This window comes from Amycolatopsis sp. 505 (assembly GCF_031625235.1).
GTDB lineage: Bacteria > Actinomycetota > Actinomycetes > Mycobacteriales > Pseudonocardiaceae > Amycolatopsis.
Genome location: NZ_JACKQP010000001.1, coordinates 912,426 through 929,305, shown reverse-complemented (window position 1 = coordinate 929,305; position 16,880 = coordinate 912,426). Strand labels below are relative to the sequence as shown.

At 70.6% G+C, this 16,880-nt stretch carries 16 protein-coding genes and 3 tRNA genes; 11 read left to right on the top strand and 8 right to left on the bottom strand.

The genetic code is table 11. The annotated features are described in order from the left end of the window. The first annotated feature begins 13 nt into the window (after window positions 1–13). Window positions 14–955 carry a glutamate ABC transporter substrate-binding protein gene (locus H5965_RS04465; protein ID WP_396136876.1) on the top strand — a complete coding sequence of 314 codons (942 nt, stop codon included), beginning with the start codon at window positions 14–16 and terminating at the stop codon, window positions 953–955. A gap of 60 nt (window positions 956–1,015) precedes the next feature. Next, window positions 1,016–3,889, top strand: a complete 2,874-nt coding sequence (locus tag H5965_RS04460; RefSeq protein ID WP_396136856.1) for a tetratricopeptide repeat protein — start codon at window positions 1,016–1,018, stop codon at window positions 3,887–3,889. A gap of 12 nt (window positions 3,890–3,901) precedes the next feature. On the opposite strand, the gene H5965_RS04455 is transcribed toward H5965_RS04460, so the two are convergent. After that, complete coding sequence (locus H5965_RS04455) at window positions 3,902–4,495, bottom strand: PaaI family thioesterase (protein WP_310968016.1); 594 nt, start codon at window positions 4,493–4,495, stop codon at window positions 3,902–3,904. A gap of 225 nt (window positions 4,496–4,720) precedes the next feature. On the opposite strand from H5965_RS04455, the gene H5965_RS04450 reads away from it, so the two are divergent. Further along, a complete protein-coding gene (locus H5965_RS04450) occupies window positions 4,721–6,055 on the top strand; it encodes an MFS transporter (RefSeq protein WP_310968493.1) in 1,335 nt (444 codons plus the stop codon). A gap of 64 nt (window positions 6,056–6,119) precedes the next feature. Here the strand turns inward: H5965_RS04450 and H5965_RS04445 are convergent, their stop codons facing one another. From H5965_RS04445 to H5965_RS04425, 5 genes are all read right to left on the bottom strand, one after another. Then, window positions 6,120–6,374 carry a hypothetical protein gene (locus tag H5965_RS04445; protein WP_310968015.1) on the bottom strand — a complete coding sequence of 85 codons (255 nt, stop codon included), beginning with the start codon at window positions 6,372–6,374 and terminating at the stop codon, window positions 6,120–6,122. Between the two features lie 2 nt (window positions 6,375–6,376). Then, window positions 6,377–6,850, bottom strand: a complete 474-nt coding sequence (locus H5965_RS04440; protein ID WP_310968014.1) for a hypothetical protein — start codon at window positions 6,848–6,850, stop codon at window positions 6,377–6,379. A gap of 5 nt (window positions 6,851–6,855) precedes the next feature. Beyond that, window positions 6,856–7,410: a SigE family RNA polymerase sigma factor gene (locus tag H5965_RS04435; RefSeq protein ID WP_310968013.1), complete on the bottom strand. Its 555-nt coding sequence runs from the start codon at window positions 7,408–7,410 to the stop codon at window positions 6,856–6,858. Window positions 7,411–7,414: 4 nt separating this feature from the next. After that, on the bottom strand, window positions 7,415–7,720 hold the full coding sequence (locus H5965_RS04430) for a hypothetical protein (RefSeq protein WP_310968012.1): 306 nt from the start codon (window positions 7,718–7,720) through the stop codon (window positions 7,415–7,417). A gap of 180 nt (window positions 7,721–7,900) precedes the next feature. Beyond that, window positions 7,901–9,112 carry an Ig-like domain-containing protein gene (locus H5965_RS04425; protein WP_310968011.1) on the bottom strand — a complete coding sequence of 404 codons (1,212 nt, stop codon included), beginning with the start codon at window positions 9,110–9,112 and terminating at the stop codon, window positions 7,901–7,903. 457 nt (window positions 9,113–9,569) lie between these two features. Here H5965_RS04425 and H5965_RS04420 point away from each other — a divergent pair, with 457 nt between their 5' ends. Then, on the top strand, window positions 9,570–9,773 hold the full coding sequence (locus H5965_RS04420) for a cold-shock protein (protein WP_003097368.1): 204 nt from the start codon (window positions 9,570–9,572) through the stop codon (window positions 9,771–9,773). 104 nt (window positions 9,774–9,877) lie between these two features. On the opposite strand, the gene H5965_RS04415 is transcribed toward H5965_RS04420, so the two are convergent. Then, on the bottom strand, window positions 9,878–10,318 hold the full coding sequence (locus tag H5965_RS04415; RefSeq protein ID WP_310968010.1) for a hypothetical protein: 441 nt from the start codon (window positions 10,316–10,318) through the stop codon (window positions 9,878–9,880). Window positions 10,319–11,093: 775 nt separating this feature from the next. Here H5965_RS04415 and H5965_RS04410 point away from each other — a divergent pair. The 7 genes from H5965_RS04410 (at window position 11,094) to H5965_RS04380 (ending at window position 14,540) form a co-directional block, all read left to right on the top strand. Beyond that, entirely contained in the window at window positions 11,094–11,348 is a 255-nt protein-coding gene (locus H5965_RS04410; protein ID WP_310968009.1) for a hypothetical protein, read from the top strand. 149 nt (window positions 11,349–11,497) lie between these two features. Beyond that, window positions 11,498–12,274 carry an SCO6745 family protein gene (locus tag H5965_RS04405; protein ID WP_310968008.1) on the top strand — a complete coding sequence of 259 codons (777 nt, stop codon included), beginning with the start codon at window positions 11,498–11,500 and terminating at the stop codon, window positions 12,272–12,274. Window positions 12,275–12,391: 117 nt separating this feature from the next. Continuing rightward, window positions 12,392–12,464: transfer RNA gene (locus H5965_RS04400), tRNA-Glu, on the top strand. A gap of 21 nt (window positions 12,465–12,485) precedes the next feature. Next, window positions 12,486–12,559, top strand: a tRNA-Asp gene (locus H5965_RS04395). A 31-nt stretch (window positions 12,560–12,590) separates the two neighbouring features. Further along, window positions 12,591–12,664: transfer RNA gene (locus H5965_RS04390), tRNA-Phe, on the top strand. Window positions 12,665–12,730: 66 nt separating this feature from the next. Next, a complete protein-coding gene (locus H5965_RS04385) occupies window positions 12,731–13,726 on the top strand; it encodes a methyltransferase domain-containing protein (protein ID WP_310968007.1) in 996 nt (331 codons plus the stop codon). 22 nt (window positions 13,727–13,748) lie between these two features. Further along, a complete protein-coding gene (locus H5965_RS04380; RefSeq protein WP_310968006.1) occupies window positions 13,749–14,540 on the top strand; it encodes an arylamine N-acetyltransferase in 792 nt (263 codons plus the stop codon). Here the strand turns inward: H5965_RS04380 and H5965_RS04375 are convergent. After that, entirely contained in the window at window positions 14,534–16,855 is a 2,322-nt protein-coding gene (locus H5965_RS04375; protein ID WP_310968005.1) for an EAL domain-containing protein, read from the bottom strand. The genes H5965_RS04380 and H5965_RS04375 overlap by 7 nt on opposite strands. Window positions 16,856–16,880: the final 25 nt, after the last annotated feature.

The following is a 16,880-nucleotide window of genomic DNA, read 5'->3' as shown; positions in this document are numbered from 1 at the left end:
GGTCCGGGCGGGCGTGCTGGCGGTCGTCGCGCTGCTGGCGGCGTCCTGCGGCAGCCCCGGGAAACCGGTCGACCCGGCGCCGGTCGGCAACGCGGCCTGGCCGCAGCCCGCGCACGTCGGCGGCCCGGACGCGACGGCGGGCGGGACCTCCGACACGAGCTGCAACCCGCTGGCCAGCCTGTCGCCGACCAGCACGACCGTCCCCGACAACTCGACGATGTCCGACATCCGCAAGCGCGGCAAGCTGATCGCCGGCGTCGACCAGACGACCTACCTGTTCGGCTTCCGCAACCCCACCTCGGGCAACCTCGAGGGCTTCGACATCGACATGGTCAACGCGGTCGCGAAGGCGATCTTCGGCTCGGCCGACGGCCACGTCCAGTTCCGCGCGATCCCGTCGTCGCAGCGCGAAGAGGTCCTGAAGAAGCACCAGGTCGACATCGTGGTCCGGACCTACAGCATCACCTGCGCGCGCAAGAAGGACGTCGAGTTCTCCTCCGTGTACTACGTGGCGGGCCAGAAGATCCTGGTCACCAAGGAGTCGAAGGCGCAGAAGCTGGCGGACCTGAGCGGCAAGCGGGTGTGCGCGACCAAGAAGTCGACGTCGCTGGCGAAGATCGCGACGGACCCGGCGAAGCCGGTGCCGGCCTCGGTGGACAACTGGTCGGACTGCCTGGTGATGCTCCAGCAGGGCCAGGTCGAGGCGGTGTCGACCGACGACACCATCCTCGCCGGGATGGCCGCCCAGGACTCGACGCTCGAGGTCCGCGGCGAGCGGCTGACCCAGGAGAACTACGGCATCGGCGTGCCGAAGGACCACGAGGACATGGTCCGCTACGTCAACGCGGTGCTCGACCAGATCCGCGGCAACGGCGTGTGGCAGGACAGCTACCGCCGCTGGGTGGAAGCCCGGCTCGGCCCGGCTTCGCCGCCGTCGCCCCAGTACCAGCAGTGAAGGTAACTCAGCGCGACTAGGATCGATCTCCGCACGTCGCAGGGGATCCGGGAGGTAGCAGTGTCGGAGGAGCCGCGCCGTCCTCGGCACGCCGCGCCGGACGACGAGCCGCAGCAGGTGGCCACGCCGAGCTGGCAGCCGCCGCCACCGGTGCGGTGGGAGACGCCGGAACCGTCGATCTCGGGCCGCCTCGACGACGGCGAACCGGCCGGGCAGGTACCCGGGCGCCGCCCGCCGACGCCGCCGCGCGGGCAGCCCCGCCCGCCGATCCCGGGCGCGGAAGATCCGACCCGCCCGCCGGGCAGCATCGCCCCGGTCGCGCCGCCGACGCCGGCCCAGCGGCCGGACGCCGGTGCGCCGCAGCCGCCGAACGTGCCGGTGGCGCCGAACGTGCCGGTGGCGCCCTCGGCGCAGGCCGTGCGCCCGAACTCCGACGCGCCGCAGCCGACGCAGGCCGTGCGCCCGAATCCCGATGCGCCGCAGCCGACGCAGGCCGTGCGCCCGAACTCCGACGCGCCGCAGCCGACGCAGGCGGTACGCCCGAATTTCGACGCGCCGCAGCCGCCGGTCGCCCCGTCGGCGCAGGCCGTGCGCCCGGACCCTGACGCGCCGCAGCCGACGAGCGTTCTCGCCGCGCCTGCTCCGGAAACCCAGAGCATCATGCCGCCGGTGCCGCGGCCGGACAACGGGCCCGGGGCGCCGCTGCCCGATCCGGGCACCGAAAGCGTCCTGCCCGAGCGCACGAGCGAAGGCCGGCACACCGGCACGGGAACGGGCACCGGAACGGGGACCGGCAGCGGCTCGGGTTCCGGCTCCGGCGCGTTCCCCGGCACTTCGCGGCGGACGTCGTCGCGGACGTCGCGGTCCCGCCGCGGCCGTCTCGGCGCCGGGCTGGTCGAAGTTCCGCCGGTTCCCGCGCGCGATCCCGCGTCCGCGGTGCTGACGAACCCGGTGGTGTCGGAGGAAAAGCGGTTCTGCGGCAGTTGCAACGCGAAGGTCGGCCGCGGCAAGGACGGCAAACCCGGTTCGCCGGAAGGGAAGTGCGAGAACTGCGGCGCGCCGTTCTCGTTCCTCCCGAAGCTCCAGCCGCACGAGCTCGTCGGTGGCCAGTACGAGGTCCTCGGCGCGATCGCCTACGGCGGTCTCGGCTGGATCTACCTGGCGCAGGACCACAACGTCAGCGACCGCTGGGTCGTCCTCAAAGGACTGATCGACACCGGCGACGCGACGGCGATGGCGGCCGCGGCCAACGAGCAGCGGTTCCTCGCCGAGGTCGAGCACCCGAACATCGTCAAGATCCACAACTTCGTGCAGCACCCGGACGCCCACAGCGGGACGACCACCGGCTACATCGTGATGGAGTACGTCGGCGGCCAGTCGCTGCGGCAGCTCGCGCTGGCGCACCACCGGGAAAGCCGCCGTCCGGAGCCGCTGCCGATCGGCCAGGTCATCGCCTACGGGCTGGAGATCCTGCCCGCGCTCGGCTACCTGCACAGCCAGGGCCTGCTCTACTGCGACCTCAAGCCGGACAACGTCATCCAGACCAACGAGCAGCTCAAGCTGATCGACCTCGGCGCGGTCCGCCGCACCGACGACTACGAGAGCCCGCTGTTCTTCACCACCGGCTACAGCGCACCGGAACTGCCGACGCAGGGCGCGTCGGTGGCGTCGGACCTGTTCACCGTCGGGCGCACGCTCGCCGTGCTCAGCTTCGAATTCACCGGCTACACCAGCAAGTTCAAGACCACCCTGCCCGGCCCGGACGCCGTCCCGCTGTTCGCGCTGTTCGGTTCGTACTACCGGTTCCTGCGGCGGGCGACGCACGCCGACCCGGACCGGCGGTTCCTCTCCGCCGAGGAGATGTCCGACCAGCTCACCGGGGTGCTGCGCGAGATCATGGCGCTCGGCACCGGCAAGCCGCGGCCCGGCGTGTCCACGGTGTTCGGCCCGGAGAGCCGCACGTTCGGCGTGCAGCTGGTGGTGCCCGAAACCGGCGCCAGCGTGCCGCTGCCCGGCGCGGACGAGGTCGTCGCGGGGCTGCCGATCCCGCAGGTGGACACGGACGACCCGGCGGCGGGCGTGCTCGCCACCACGACCGCGCTCGACCCGCGGGCCGCCATCGAGGCGCTGGCCGGCGCGCCGCGGGAGTCGATCGAGGTGCGGCTGCGGATCGTGCGCGCCCGGATCGAGCTGGGCGAGTTCGCGGAGGCCCAGCGGCAGCTGCAGGCCGCGCAGTACCTGGCCATCAAGAACGGCTTCCCGCACGACTGGCGGATCGACTGGTACCGCGGCCTGATCGAGCTCGCGGGCGGCCGTTCGCGGGTTGCGCACGTCGCGTTCGAAGCGGTGTACGACGACCTGCCGGGCGAGATCGCCCCGAAGCTCGCCCTGGGCATCAGCGCCGAAGGCGTCGGCGACTACTTCGCCGCCGCTCGGTTCTACGAGCTGGTCTGGCGCACCGACCGCACCTACGTCAGCGCCGCCTTCGGTCTTGCCCGCGTGTACCTGGCGCAGGGCGCGCGGGCGAGCGCGGTCGAGGTGCTCGAGACCGTGCCGCCGTCGTCGACCCACTACGTCGACGCGCAGGTCGCGGCCATCAAGATCAAGACGACCGCGACCAAGGCCAACGGCCGCGAAACCCCGGTCACCGAGCACGACCTGCTCGACGCGTCGGCCCGGCTCGAGCGGCTCCGCCTGGACGCCGAACGCCGGACGCAGCTGTCCGCGGGCGTGCTCGAGGCCGCGCACGAATGGCTCAAGCAGGGCAAGCCGACGCCGGGCGCGCGGGTGCTGGGTTGCCAGCTCGAGGAACGCGAGCTGCGGTTCGGCCTCGAACGGTGCTACCGGGCGCTGGCGCGGCTGGCGGGCACGGTCGACGAGCGCATCCAGCTGGTCGACCGGGCCAACGCGATCCGCCCCCGCACCCTCACCTGAGGCCGGCCGGGATCAGGGGTTGATCTCCCAGTCGCGGGCGTCGCGCTCCCGCTGGTTCTTCTCGTGCTGCGCGGCCAGCTTCTCCAGCGCCTGCGAGTCACCGTGGGTGCTGAAGTGCTCGAAGCCGACGACGACGAACAACGCCCGCGCGCTGACCGCGATCGGGCCGTCCTCGGCGTCGAGGCGGCCGTCCGCGCTGACGTAGATCTTGCGGCCCGCGATGCCGTCCAGCCGGGTCTCGATGAACAGCGTCGAACCGACCGGCACCGGCCGCCGGAAGTCCGTCTCGAGCTTGCCGGTCACCGCCGGGCGGCGCATCAGGTTGCCGACCGTCGAGCCGAGCGCCTCGTCGAACGCGCAGGCCAGCAGCCCGCCGTGGGCCAGCCCGGGCGCGCCCTGGTGGGCCTTGGTGACGGTGAACCGCGAGTGCACGACCTGGCCCTCGCCGACGGTCGAACGCAGGTGCAGCCCGGCGTCGGCCTCGTCGCCGCACCCGAAGCACTCCGGGAAGTGCACGCCGAGCTCGGTGCCCGGTTCCGGCGCCTTCGGGTGCACGACCGCGGGCTCCACCGCCACCGGCGGCCAGGGTTGAGAAACACGACTCATGCGCTGACGTTAACCGGCGGGTAACCGCCCCTCGCGCGCGACCCGGCCGCCTACCTCTCTCAGTAGCCGGAAAGTTCCCCACCGTAGACAATTTCCGGCTCAGGCTGCCGAGGTGGGAGAGCCGGTCAAGACTGGGCTGATGAGCTCGAACGGCCCAATGGGCACTGCACGGGAGGAGTCGTCGCCGGCATGAGCGAACCAGCAGCAACGACGGGCAAACCGTCGGTGGACGAGAGAACCGTCAAGCGCGCCGTGTGGGCGTCGGCCATGGGCAACGCCACCGAGTGGTACGACTACGGCGTCTTCACCTCGGGCGCGATCGCGGTGAGCATCGGCACCCAGTTCTTCCCCGGCGAGGGGAACGCCGTGCTGAAGTCGCTGGCGCTGCTCGCCGTCGGGTTCATCGTGCGGCCGTTCGGCGGGGCGTTCTTCGGGCCGCTCGGCGACAAGCTCGGCCGCAAGCGGGTCCTCGCCATCACCATCCTGCTGATGTCCGGCTGCACGTTCCTGGTCGGTGTCCTGCCGACGTACGCCGGCAGCTACAGCATGGGCATCGCGGCGCCGATCGCGATCCTGCTGCTGCGGATCATCCAGGGCTTCTCGACCGGCGGCGAGTACGGCGGAGCGGCGACGTTCATCGCCGAATACTCTCCGACGAAGCGCCGCGGCTTCTTCGGCAGCTTCCTCGAACTCGGCACACTGGCCGGCTACGTGCTCGGCAACCTCGTGGTGCTCTCGGTGACGCTGTCGCTGTCGGCCGACCAGGTCGACGCGTGGGGCTGGCGGATCCCGTTCTTCGTCGCGCTGCCGCTCGGCCTCATCGGGCTCTACCTGCGGAACAAGCTCGAGGACACCCCCGAGTTCCGCCGGATGGAAGCCGCGGGCGAGGCGCCGAAGAAGGCGCCGCTCAAGGAGATCTTCGTCCGCAACTGGCGGATGATCCTCAACCTGATCGGCATCGTCCTGCTGCTGAACGTCGCGGACTACCTGCTGCTGACGACGATGCCGACGTACTTCACCGACACGCTGAAGATCAACGACAACACCTCGACGCTGATCATCATCGCGGTCGAAGTCATCCAGATGGCGATCATCATCCCGCTCGGCGCGCTGTCCGACCGGATCGGCCGGAAACCGCTGCTGCTCACCGCGGCCATCGGGTTCCTGGTGCTGAGCTGGCCCTGCCTGAAGCTCATGCAGTCCGGCAGCATCCTGTGGCTGTTCGTCGGGTTCCTGATCGTGGCGATCCTGCTGGTGTTCATGCTCGCGGTGATCGGTTCGACGTTCCCGGCGATGTTCCCGACGCGGGTCCGCTACGGCTCGTTCGCGATCGGCTACAACGTCTCGACGTCGCTGTTCGGCGGGACCTGCGGGGTCATCGTGACGGCGCTGATCAAGAGCACCGGCAACGAGGACTGGCCGGCGTACTACCTGATGGCGGCGGCCCTGATCGCGATCCTCCCGATCATCAAGATCCCGGAGACGTCGCAGGTGCCGATGGACGAGATCGACACCGAGGACAGCGGCGGCAAGCTGGCCTCCGCGGCCGCTCAGCGCTGAGCGGCCGCCGGACAGCCGTGTGCCCCGCCCGGATCACCGGGCGGGGCACACGTGCGCCGGAGGGTCAGTTCGCGTCGTGGCGAGGAGTGAAGCGCTTGCGGGACCAGGCGGCGAGCGCCCCCGCGACCACGACGGCAATTCCGGTTTCGACGATCAGTGCGGCGAGCACCATGTGCTTCCTCCTCGGGTTCTCGGGCCGGCGCGGGGCGTCCGGCTGAGCAGGTTGTCCGGCGTCCGATCGGAACGCCACCGGACATATCGCCACCAACCCACCGGATATTTCGCCGGAAACCCACGAAAACGCGGTGATCTGCGCCACGGCTAGCGCGTGGTCGCCGCCGTCGGGGCCGCGGGCCGGGTCGCGCTCGGGGTCGAGGAAGGCGTGGGCACCCGTCCCGTGCGGGACGTCTCCCGCGGGCCCGCGGACGGCGCCTGGGGAACCGACGTCCGCGACGAGCGGGACCGGGTCTGGCCCGGCTCGGCCGTCGGCGACTCCGGCGCGATCGACGTCGCCGGCACCTCGGCCGACGTCGGGGGAGTGGTGCCGACCGTGGACAACCCGGGGCCGGCGGGCTGCACCGGCTCCGGTGGTCCCACGCGGTGACCGGCCAGGAAACCGGCCACCGCGAGGACGACCGCCGTCGCGGCCGAAGTGCCCACGACGGCGAAGCGCTTGCGCCGTCGCCGGACCCGGCCGCCGCGCTCGATCACGTCGGCGGCTTCGAGGCGCATCGGCGGCTGCGGGCCGCCGGCCGCGCCGGTCAGGATCGCGCGGACGTCGTCTTCGGGGTCCATGTTCGTCACCTCCCCTCCGTGGGTGCGCTGAAGGTCAACGCACCGTAGTGCGGGCCGAGCCGCTTGCGCAGCGTGGCCAGGCCGCGGGAGGCCTGGCTCTTCACCGTGCCGGTGCTGCAGCCGAGCGCCTTCGCCGTCTCCTCGACGCTCAGGTCCTCGAAGTACCGCAGCACCAGCACGGCGCGTTGCTTGGGGGCCAGCACGGCCAGAGCCTGCCGGACCAGTTCGTCCTGGGGGCTCGCGGCGGGCTCCGCCGGGAGTTCCGGCGGAGCGTCGGTGAGCCGCTCCCGTTTCCACCTGCTGCGCCGGTGCTCGGCGAGGAACGTGCGCAGGACGATCTTGCGCGCGTAGGCGTCCAGCGTGTCGTGCCGCGACAGCCTCGGCCAGGCGAGGTAGAGCTTGAGCAGCGCGGCCTGCGTGAGGTCTTCGGCCTGGTGCCAGTCCCCGCAGAGCAGGAAGGCGGTCGATCGCAGGCTGTGCGCGCGCTCGCCGAAGTACCGGGCGAACTCGCCGTCCCACGGCGAGCCCGGCCCGGTCGACGGACGGGAGCGGGAGATCACCTGGTTACCGGGTCTCCCACACGGCCGGCAGGTGCAGGTCACCGGTGGGGCCGGCCGGGACGGCGCGGGGGACGCGCGGAGCCTGTCCGGTGCGGGCCGGCCGGGACGTCTCGCGCGGGGCGGGAACGGCGCTCGGCGCCTGCGGGCGGGTCCGGGTGGGCTCCGGGGCGGGGGCCACGGTCGGCTCGGCCGGCCGGGTCGTCTGGGTCGGGGCCGGCGCCTGCGCCTCCGAAGCCAGCGCGATGCCACCGGTCAGGGCGCCACCGGCGAGCACGAGCGCGCCGAGGGTCAGGGCGATGCGGATACGCAAGACAGCTCCTCATTCTCGCGGGCGCGGCTGGGATCGCTGCGCCTCTGCCCTTAGTCATGCGGCGGGTGATCACCGGGGTTGCATCGGGTTTCGGGGAGTTCTCGGGATTCCCCGGGGGAAAACGCGAACGGCCGGGAAGCCCGCAGAGGACTTCCCGGCCGCTCGGTGTTCGGCGTTGGCTCAGCGGGCGAGCGCCGACAGCTTCTGCCAGCTCGCCCAGTCGTAGGTCCAGTCGCTGTAGTCGCCGTCCTTCGCGCTCAGTGTCTGCGTGCTGCCGGTGATCTCGACCGGGTCGCCGGTGAGAGCGCCGTCGAAGTACTCCTTGGCCCGCGCCGGCGAGAGGTTCAGGCAGCCGTGGGAGATGTTCTTCTTGCCCTGGGCCCAGACCGACGCCGCGAGACCGTGGATGAACTCGCCGTTGTTGGAGATCCGGACCGCCCACGGCACGTTGACGTCCGTGTAGTTGTACCGGGGGTTGCTCATCGAGTAGGTCGCGTGCTTCGACATGACGACGTGCACGCCGCTGTGCGTCACGCGGCCCGGGTCGGAGTCGAGGCCGTAGCTCACCGGGTAGTCGGCGATCTGCTGGCCGTCGCGGATCACCTGCATCGTGTGCTGCGTGGTGTTGCCCTTGACGATCTGCGACCGCCCGATGGCGAAGCTGGCCGAGACGTCCTGCTTGCCGTACACGCCGTCACCGATCTTGACGCCGTAGATCTTGGCGTTGACCTTCACCTGCGTGTTGGGCTTGAAGTACTCCTTCGGCCGCCAGTGCACCGAAGCGTCGCCGGGCATCCAAGCCCACGAGCCCTCGGTCTTCGGCGTGGTCTCGACCGACAGCGCCTTCTCGACGGAGGCCTTGTCGGTGACGCGGCTCGGGAAGTTCAGCGCGATCGGCATCGCGATGCCGTACGTCTGGCCGTCACCGACGTTCAGGCTGGCCGCCATCTGCCGCTTCGGCTTGACCGTGGTGAACGCGCCGGCGATGGGGACGTTCTTGCCGTCGGCACCCTGCACCTGGCCGGTCCACGTGTAGGTCTTGCCGTAGCCGAGCTGCTCGGTGGTGTTCCAGGTCTTCTTGTCCGGCGATGTCTGGCCCTGGACCTGCTTGCCGTCCGGGTTGGTCAGCGTGACGGACATGATCGTGCCGTCGGTGACCTGGACGCCGACCGGTTCGCCGGGCGCGACGTCCTGGGCGCCGCCCGCCGGCGTCACCGTCAGCTTGGCCGGTTGCGCGGTGGGGGCGGGCGAGCTGGTCGGGCCCCCGCCCGACGAACCGCTCGCCGAGACCGTCGGCTCGCTGCTGCACGCCCCCAGCGTGAGCACGGCGACCAAGCCCAGTGCCACGGCAGCGCCCCGGCGCCGCGTGGAGATCCTCACCGTCACACCCATTCCCCTTTGCCCCATTTGGTGCTTCCCCCCTTCGAGACGCCCCGTGGACCAGGTACGTTGAGCAACCTTGGCGTGACTAACGTCACAATGGCCGGGAGGGGCTTTCACGGAGGGGGCACGGTCGACTCCGAGCCGTATCCGGTGATCACGGTGTCGCTGTGCTGCGCCAGACTAGCCGGTGGGTACGACAGAACCGGGCGGGAGCCCTACGACGTTCCGGTGACCTTGGTGCGCAGAGCCGGTTTTCGCCTCGATCACGGGGTTCAACTTTGGCCAGATCCCGGTAGTCTGCTCTCAGGCCGTCGTTTTGCGTGTTCGTGGCTTCACACTCGCGGAACTTCTGACGCGAGCCATGGAGCCGACCCGCTCTTGACTCGTCTCGTTGGAACCGCCCGGGACGGTCGGGGTGCCGCTTCGGTGGCATTCGAAGCGGATCTGTGTAACGAGGAGTACAGCGGTGGCGCAAGGCACTGTGAAGTGGTTCAACGCGGAGAAGGGCTTCGGCTTCATCGCGCAGGACGGCGGCGAAGGCGACGTGTTCGTTCACTACTCGGAGATCGAGGGCCGCGGTTTCCGCACCCTCGAGGAGAACCAGCGAGTGGAGTTCGAGGTCGGCCAGGGCCAGAAGGGTCCGCAGGCCCAGAAGGTCCGCGCGATCTGAAACTGAGGCTGAACAAGCCTCGCAGGCCCGTTGCGCGTTTCAAGGCCTGAGCGAAGGGCCCCCGGCTTCCGCCGGGGGCCCTTTCTCGTGTGTCCGGTCGCGCGTCAGCGGCGCGCGACGGCCGGCGCGTCGAAGGCGTCGGCGGGGAAGTGGAACTCGTCGGTGAGGTCGCTGACCTCGCCGACGGCCTGCTGCCGCTGGTCGTGCAGGGAGGACGCCTGGCCCTCCCAGTTGAGCCGTTCCAGGATCCACTCCTGGGCCAGCGCCTGCGGCGAGATCTGCCGCTCGGCGGCGATGTCCTTGAGCTGCTGGTTGGCGACGAGGCTCATCCGCAGCTGGATGACCTGGGCTTCTCCGAACCGCTTGCCGGATCCGGTGCTCTCGAGGTCGTTGTCGGGGGCCAGCGCCGCCAGGTAGGACGTGAGCTCAGTGTCCTCGACAACACCGTCGTCCACGGGCTTCGCGGCACCACGATGACGCCCGGAAGACGCGGCGGCTTTCAGGTTCGTGCGGCTGCTCAAGCGGCCAAGGGAGGGAAGAGGCACGAGGGCCACGATAACGTTTGGATCTCGCCACACAAACCACTGTGAGCTACAACACGCCACAAACATTCCCCATTCAGCCCAACCCCCACCCATTCAGCCCAACCCCCAACAACAAAGAGCAACCCCCAAATAACCCACCGAGTCGATCACCTCAAACCCCACGGACGGCGGCGCCGACGGCCGAAGGCGTCGCGGGCTCAGCGGCACTCGCCAACGCATGGCGAGGGGGCACCAGAGGCGGGGTCACCGGGGAGCGAAGCGCCAGCTTCGCGAAGCAAACAAAGGCCTGACTCACCACACGACTCGGCCAGACTCGCCAGGGCGCGCAGCGCCCGAGGCGAAAACGCCACCACGCTGGGTCGGCAACAGGCCGCACCGTGGGGGTCCGGGGGGCTCGGCCCCCCGGGTCAGCACGCCGAAATGCTTGGGGGGCGCAGGGCGAAGCCCGAGCACCCCCAAGAAATGGAGGACCCCCGCGCCAGGGGGAGGAACGCGGGGGTCGGAGGGGATCTCCACAGGCGCTGACCGGGGGTGTGTCAGCACTTCGATTGTTGCACGAGTTGGGTGGTTGGGCGAGTGGAGAGCGGGAAATTTCCCGGTGTGGTGTCACTTTGGGCGGGGGTGACGTTCGTTCGGGTGGGGTTCTGCTCGGGCTGTGCCGATTGCGCTGCGTTGAGCGGAGCGTGGCCTCAGGTTCACTCTCCGGGGGGCTGTGTGTGGTGGCCGCTGCTGGTTAGCCTCGCGGCCAAGTTGTTGTGAGCCGTGTGGAGGGGCTATGAGCGGGTCTGTTGAAGTGCGGCAGTTCCTCCTTCGGTACGAAGGTGCCGATGGGGGGAGTGCGCCGTTTGCCGGTGCGTTGCCGGCGCAGCGGAGTGGGGCGGCGGATGCGCAGCGGGTGTCGGATGATCAGGTCCGGCGGGCTCGGCTGGCGGTGGCGCATGGTGCGTTGGGGGTCGAGGACTGTGTCGAGTTGCTGGAGATGCTGGGGTTGAACCTGGATGAGGACGGGCAGGCGCCGGTTCAGCGTTGAGCGGGCGGGTCCGGCGCGGTGCGCCGGGCCCGTCCGGTGATATTTCCGCTGGTTGTGCCGCTTTCCGGGGAGTAATTGCCGGGTTGTCGTGCGCTGTTTGACGCAAGTTTAGTAACAGTGTTACGGTTGCTGCGTCGAAAGGGGTGGACATGACGACGGTCGAAGGCGCGGCGGGTCTGGCGAACCGGATCAGGCCGGTGGTGCAGGTGCTGGGCGGCAAGTTCATGACGTCGCCGGAGCTGGCCGCGGTCGAGGCGGAGGTCGGGCTGCCGCCGCGTTCGCTGTACGTGCGGGGGCGGTCGGCGGTGCTCGGGGACGTCCCGCCGAAGGTGGCTGCGGAGCTGTTCGGCATCTTCCCGCACTGGCCGTTCGAGTACGTCCTTCCGTCGGCGACGGCCGCCCTCGACGCGCCCGCCGCGGTCCGTGCCTACGCCGAGTCATCGGCCCGGTGGTCGCGTGTCAGCCTTTCGGCCGTACCGGAGCCCGGCCGCTTGGCGGAGCTGCTGTTCCGGGTCGTGGACGCGGCGGACGCGAGCGGGCTCGCGCTTTTCGCAGGATGGAAGAACGCCGAGCGTCCGACGGGCGACGTCGAGCGCCTCGGCTTCGCGCTGATGGTCTTCCGCGAACTGCGCGGCGGCCTCCACTTCGCGGCCCTGCGGGCACTGGGCCTGTCGGTCCCGGAGGCGGTGATCGCGGACCCGGAGGGCGGCCGCGCGCGTCTCCTGCGCACGGCGTGGTCCGAGGACGCGGCCGACGAGCTGGTGGCGTCGGCGGAGCGCAAGCCGGACCTGCGCGACCGCCGGCAGCGAGCCGAAGCGCTCACCGACGACCGGATCGGCGAACTGCTGGCGTCGGCGCTGCCGGAGCCGGAGCTGGCCGAGTTCGATCGCCGCCTGGCGGAGCTGGCGGCGTTTGCGCAGGTCTGAGCTTTGCCGAGGGCTTAAGGAACCCCCGGTGCAAAGCGGTGGCGGCGTGCCCTATGCTTGTAATCGCTCCCAGGGGAACCTGAGAGCGCGGTCGGTCGGTCACCCGAAACCGGCCGGGCTCCCATCGTTCAGCGGCCTAGGACTCCGCCCTTTCAAGGCGGCAACGCGGGTTCGAATCCCGTTGGGAGTACGCAGTACAGTAGTGAAGCAAGGCCCTGTGGCGCAGTTGGTTAGCGCGTCGCCCTGTCACGGCGAAGGTCGCGGGTTCGAGTCCCGTCAGGGTCGCAAGATCGTTCGGCTCCTCGCCGGCGTTCCCGGCCAGGTAGCTCAGTTGGTACGAGCGTCCGCCTGAAAAGCGGAAGGTCGCCGGTTCGACCCCGGCCCTGGCCACCCTCTAAGAAGCCGTCTTGACTCCGGTCAAGGCGGCTTTCTTGTTTGCTCGGCAAGATGTGCCCGGTGACGAACATCTGGGACGCCGAAGCCGCGACGTTCGACGAGCAGCCCGACCACGGGCTGCAAGATCCCCACGTCCGGGCCGCCTGGTCGGATCTCCTGCTGCCGCTCATGCCGTCCGCTCCTTCCGCCGTCGTGGATGTCGGGTGTGGCACCGGAAGTCTCGCCCTCCTGCTCGTCCAGGCCGGTCATGCCGTGTGTGGCGTCGATCTCTCCACGCGGATGCTCGCTGTCGCCGCGGGAAAGACGACCGAGGTGGACTTCCGGCTGGGCGACGCCGCCGATCCGCCGTGTCCGGCCGGGGCGTACGACGTCGTGCTGGCGCGGCACGTCTTGTGGGCCATGCCCGATCCGGCCGCCGCGCTGGGGGCCTGGGTGCGGCTGCTGAAGCCCGGCGGCCGGCTGGTGCTCGTCGAAGGCCGGTGGTCGACCGGGGCCGGGATCACCGCGGGGGAGTGCCAGGAGCTGGTGCTGGCGCACCGCGAGGACGCGACAGGTGAGCCGTGTACTGCTGGAGACGGCGGACAGGGCGCGCTAGGCCGAACGAGTGAACCCCGACCACCCGTGTCCGGACCGGAGACCCGGCCACGACCACCCGGCGAAAGGCAGCCCACCCGGGGCCGCCGCCCACACGCCGGGAGCCGAGCCATGCGTTACCTCCTCACCCTCCACATGAACCCGACCCTCTGGGGCACCCTCACCGACGACCAGAAGAACGCCGTCTACGAAGGCCACGGGGACTTCATCAAGCTCGTCACCGAGACCGGCGAAATGGTCGAGACCAAAGCACTCGCCGAACCCGCCACCACCAAGACCGTCCAGGTCAAGGACGGCGTGGCGCAGACCAAGACCGGCGGCTACGTCGAGTCCGAGGCCTTCCTCTGCGGCTACTACGTCGTCGACGTCGAAAGCGAGGACAGGGCCGTCGAGCTGGCCGCGAAGATCCCGGATGCCCAGTACACCGCCGTCGAGGTTCGGCAGGTCGTCCACGAAGGATGACGAACGGGTCCACCATGGACCCATGACCACCGAAGGGGAATGGGGCATCGGCGCCGTCGACCTCGACGCCTACCTCGCGCGCGTCGGGCAGCCTCGGCAGGCGCCGTCCGCGGCCGCGCTCAGCGAACTCATGCGGGCCCACGTCGACACCATCCCGTTCGAGAACGTCGACGTCGTTCTCGTGCAGCACCAAGGGATTTCGCTCGACGTCGTGAGCGCGAAACTCGTCGGGCGGCGGCGGGGCGGCTACTGCTACGAACAGAGTGGCCTCTTCGCCGCCGTCCTCGAACAGCTCGGCTACACCGTGCACCGGCTTTCCGCGCGCGTCCAACCGCGGCGGCCCGGGCCCTACACGCACATGACCCTCGTCGTCGACGTCGACGGCGAGCAGTTCCTCGCCGACGTCGGGTTCGGGGCCGGGATCCTGGCGCCCATGCCGCTCGCCGACGGCCACGAGGTCGACCAAGCCGGGTGGCCGCACCGCATCCGGCGCAACGGCGAGTGGTGGACGCTGCAGAAGGGCGACGAGGACATCCTCGAATTCCGCCTCAACGAGATGCACCCCATCGACTACGAGGTCTACCACCACTACACGTCCACGCACCCGAAGTCGCCGTTCACCGGGCGGCTGGTCGTCATGCGGATCGAGCCCGGCCTCAGCCGCAAGCTGCTCGGCCGCGAACTCACCGTCGAAAACCCCGATGGCCACAGCGAAACCACCACCGTCACGCCCGACGAACTCGACACGACCCTCAAAGACCTGGGCATCGAACTGACGGCGGACGAACTGGAGCGGCTGAAGCGGGTCTACTGACCGAACAGCTCGGCCGCCGGCACCGGACGGCCGAGGTGGTAGCCCTGCGCCTGGTCGCAGCCGAGCGCGCGGAGCAGCTCCACCTGCTCCGCCGACTCGACGCCCTCGGCGATCACCGTCAGGTCCACGGCGTGGGCCATCGCGATGATGCTCGTGACGATCGCCTCCGCGTCCCGGGACTCGGCGATCCCCGTGATGAACGAGCGGTCGATCTTCAGCGTGTCCAAGGTCAGCCGGCGCAGCTGGGCGAGCGACGAATAGCCCGTGCCGAAGTCGTCGATTGCCAGCAGAACGCCCAGGGATCGCAGGGCCGCCAGCACTTCGCCGGCCGCTTCCTGATCGCGCATCAACGCGCTTTCGGTGACCTCCAGGCACAACGCGCCCGCCGGCAGCCCGGTGGCCGCCAGCGCGTCCTGGACCGCCGGCACCAGGTGCGGGTCGTCGAGCTGACGGGTCGACAAATTGACCTTCAGCGTCAGGTCCAGATCCTGGTGCGCGCGCCGCGAAGCGAGTTCGCGGGTCGTCGCGCGCAGCATCTCCTTGCCGATCACGTTGATCAGGTCGCTCTCCTCCGCGAGCGGGATGAACTCCGCCGGCGAAATCGGCCCCTGCCGGGGATGCGTCCACCGCAGCAGCGCCTCCACCGCGACCATCCGGCCGGTCCGCAGGTCGACGACCGGCTGGTAGGCGGGCCACAGCTGCCCGTCGTGGACCGCGTCGCGCAGGTCCTGCTCCATCCGCAGCCGCCGCTGCATCCGCTCGCGCAGGCCGGCGTCGAAGAAGTGGTGGCGCCCGCGGCCGAGCGCTTTCGCCTGGTACATCGCGATGTCCGCGTCGCGCAGCAGGTCTTCCGCGCTGCGGCGGTCGTCGCGGCCGACGAGCACGACGCCGATGCTCGCGTCGAGGTGCAGCTGCCGGCCGAGGACGCCGAGCGGCTCGGCCAGCGCGGCCCGCAGGTGCTCGGCCAGCGCCCGGACCTCGCCCGGATCGGTGACTTCGGCGGTGACGACGACGAACTCGTCGCCGCCCAGCCGGCCGACCAGGTCGTCGCGGCCGGAGCTGCGGCGCAGGCGTTCCCCGACGATCCGCAGCACCTGGTCGCCCACCGAGTGCCCGAGCGAGTCGTTGATGACCTTGAACTTGTCCAGGTCGAGGAACAGCACGGTGACCGCGCCGCGCTCGCGGACGTCGAGCCGGCCGAGCACCAGGGTCCGGTTCGCCAGCCGGGTCAGCGGGTCGTGGGTGGCGTCGTGCGCGAGCTGCGCGCTGATCGCGCGGGTCTCGGTGATGTCGGTGAACGACGTGACCACGGCCATCGCCGCCGGGTCGTCCGGGGCGAGCAGCCGCGAGGTCAGCGACACCCAGACGTCGCGGCCGTCCGGCCGCCGCAGGCGCACCACCAGGCCGTTGTGCGTGACGCCGGTCCGCCGCGTCTGCACCGACGGCATCTCGTCCGGCGGGATCCACCGCCCGGACTCGGTGAACAGCGTCAGCGTGTGGCACGGGACGCCGAGCAGGTCGGCCTCGGCGACGCCGAGGATCCGGCAGGCCGCCGGGTTCGCCGCTTCGATCAGCCCGCCCGGGCCCATCACCAGCACGCCTTCGTCGAGCGAGGCGACCACCGTGCGGTAGTTCTGCTCGGCCCGCCGCCGCGCGGTCTCGTCGGCGCAGACGAGCACGTACCCGTCGTTCATTTCAGCTGCCGAGACGCGGACGGCCAGGGGAGCCCCGTCCCGTCGCCGGTGCACCGCCTCCGCGACACCGCCGCCGCGCCGGATTTCCGGCAGGTCGAGCGGCGCGCCGACGAGCTCGCTCGCCCGCCGCCCGACGGCCTCCGCCGCGGTCCAGCCGTACACCGCCTCGGCGGCCGGGTTCCAGCTGGTCACGACGCCTTCGCCGGTGGTCGCGATCAGCGCGTCGCTGACGTGCGAGACCAGCGCGGCCTGGTAGCGGAGGGCGTCGGCGGCCGCCTTCTTCGCCGTGATGTCACGCATGACGACCTGGTAGGCGCCTTCGCCGAGGCGCACCACCACCGTTTCGACGGCGAACTTGCTGCCGTCCAGCCGGGACATCAGCGCTTCGACGGGCTCGCTCGCCTGCCCCGGCTCGGTGAGCCGGGCGAGCTTGCCGAGCACCGCGGCCCGCGCGTCCTCGGCGACGAAATCGGTGAACCGGCGGCCGATGACCTCGTCGGCGGATCGCGCGGCGAGTGCTTCGAGGGCCGAGCGGTTGGCGTAGGTGAGCACGCCGTGCTCGTGGACGCAGATCGCGTCCGGACTCAGCTCCACCAGTTCGGCGAGCGAGTCGGCCTGCATGTGCGTCCGTCCCCCGTGAAGTCGG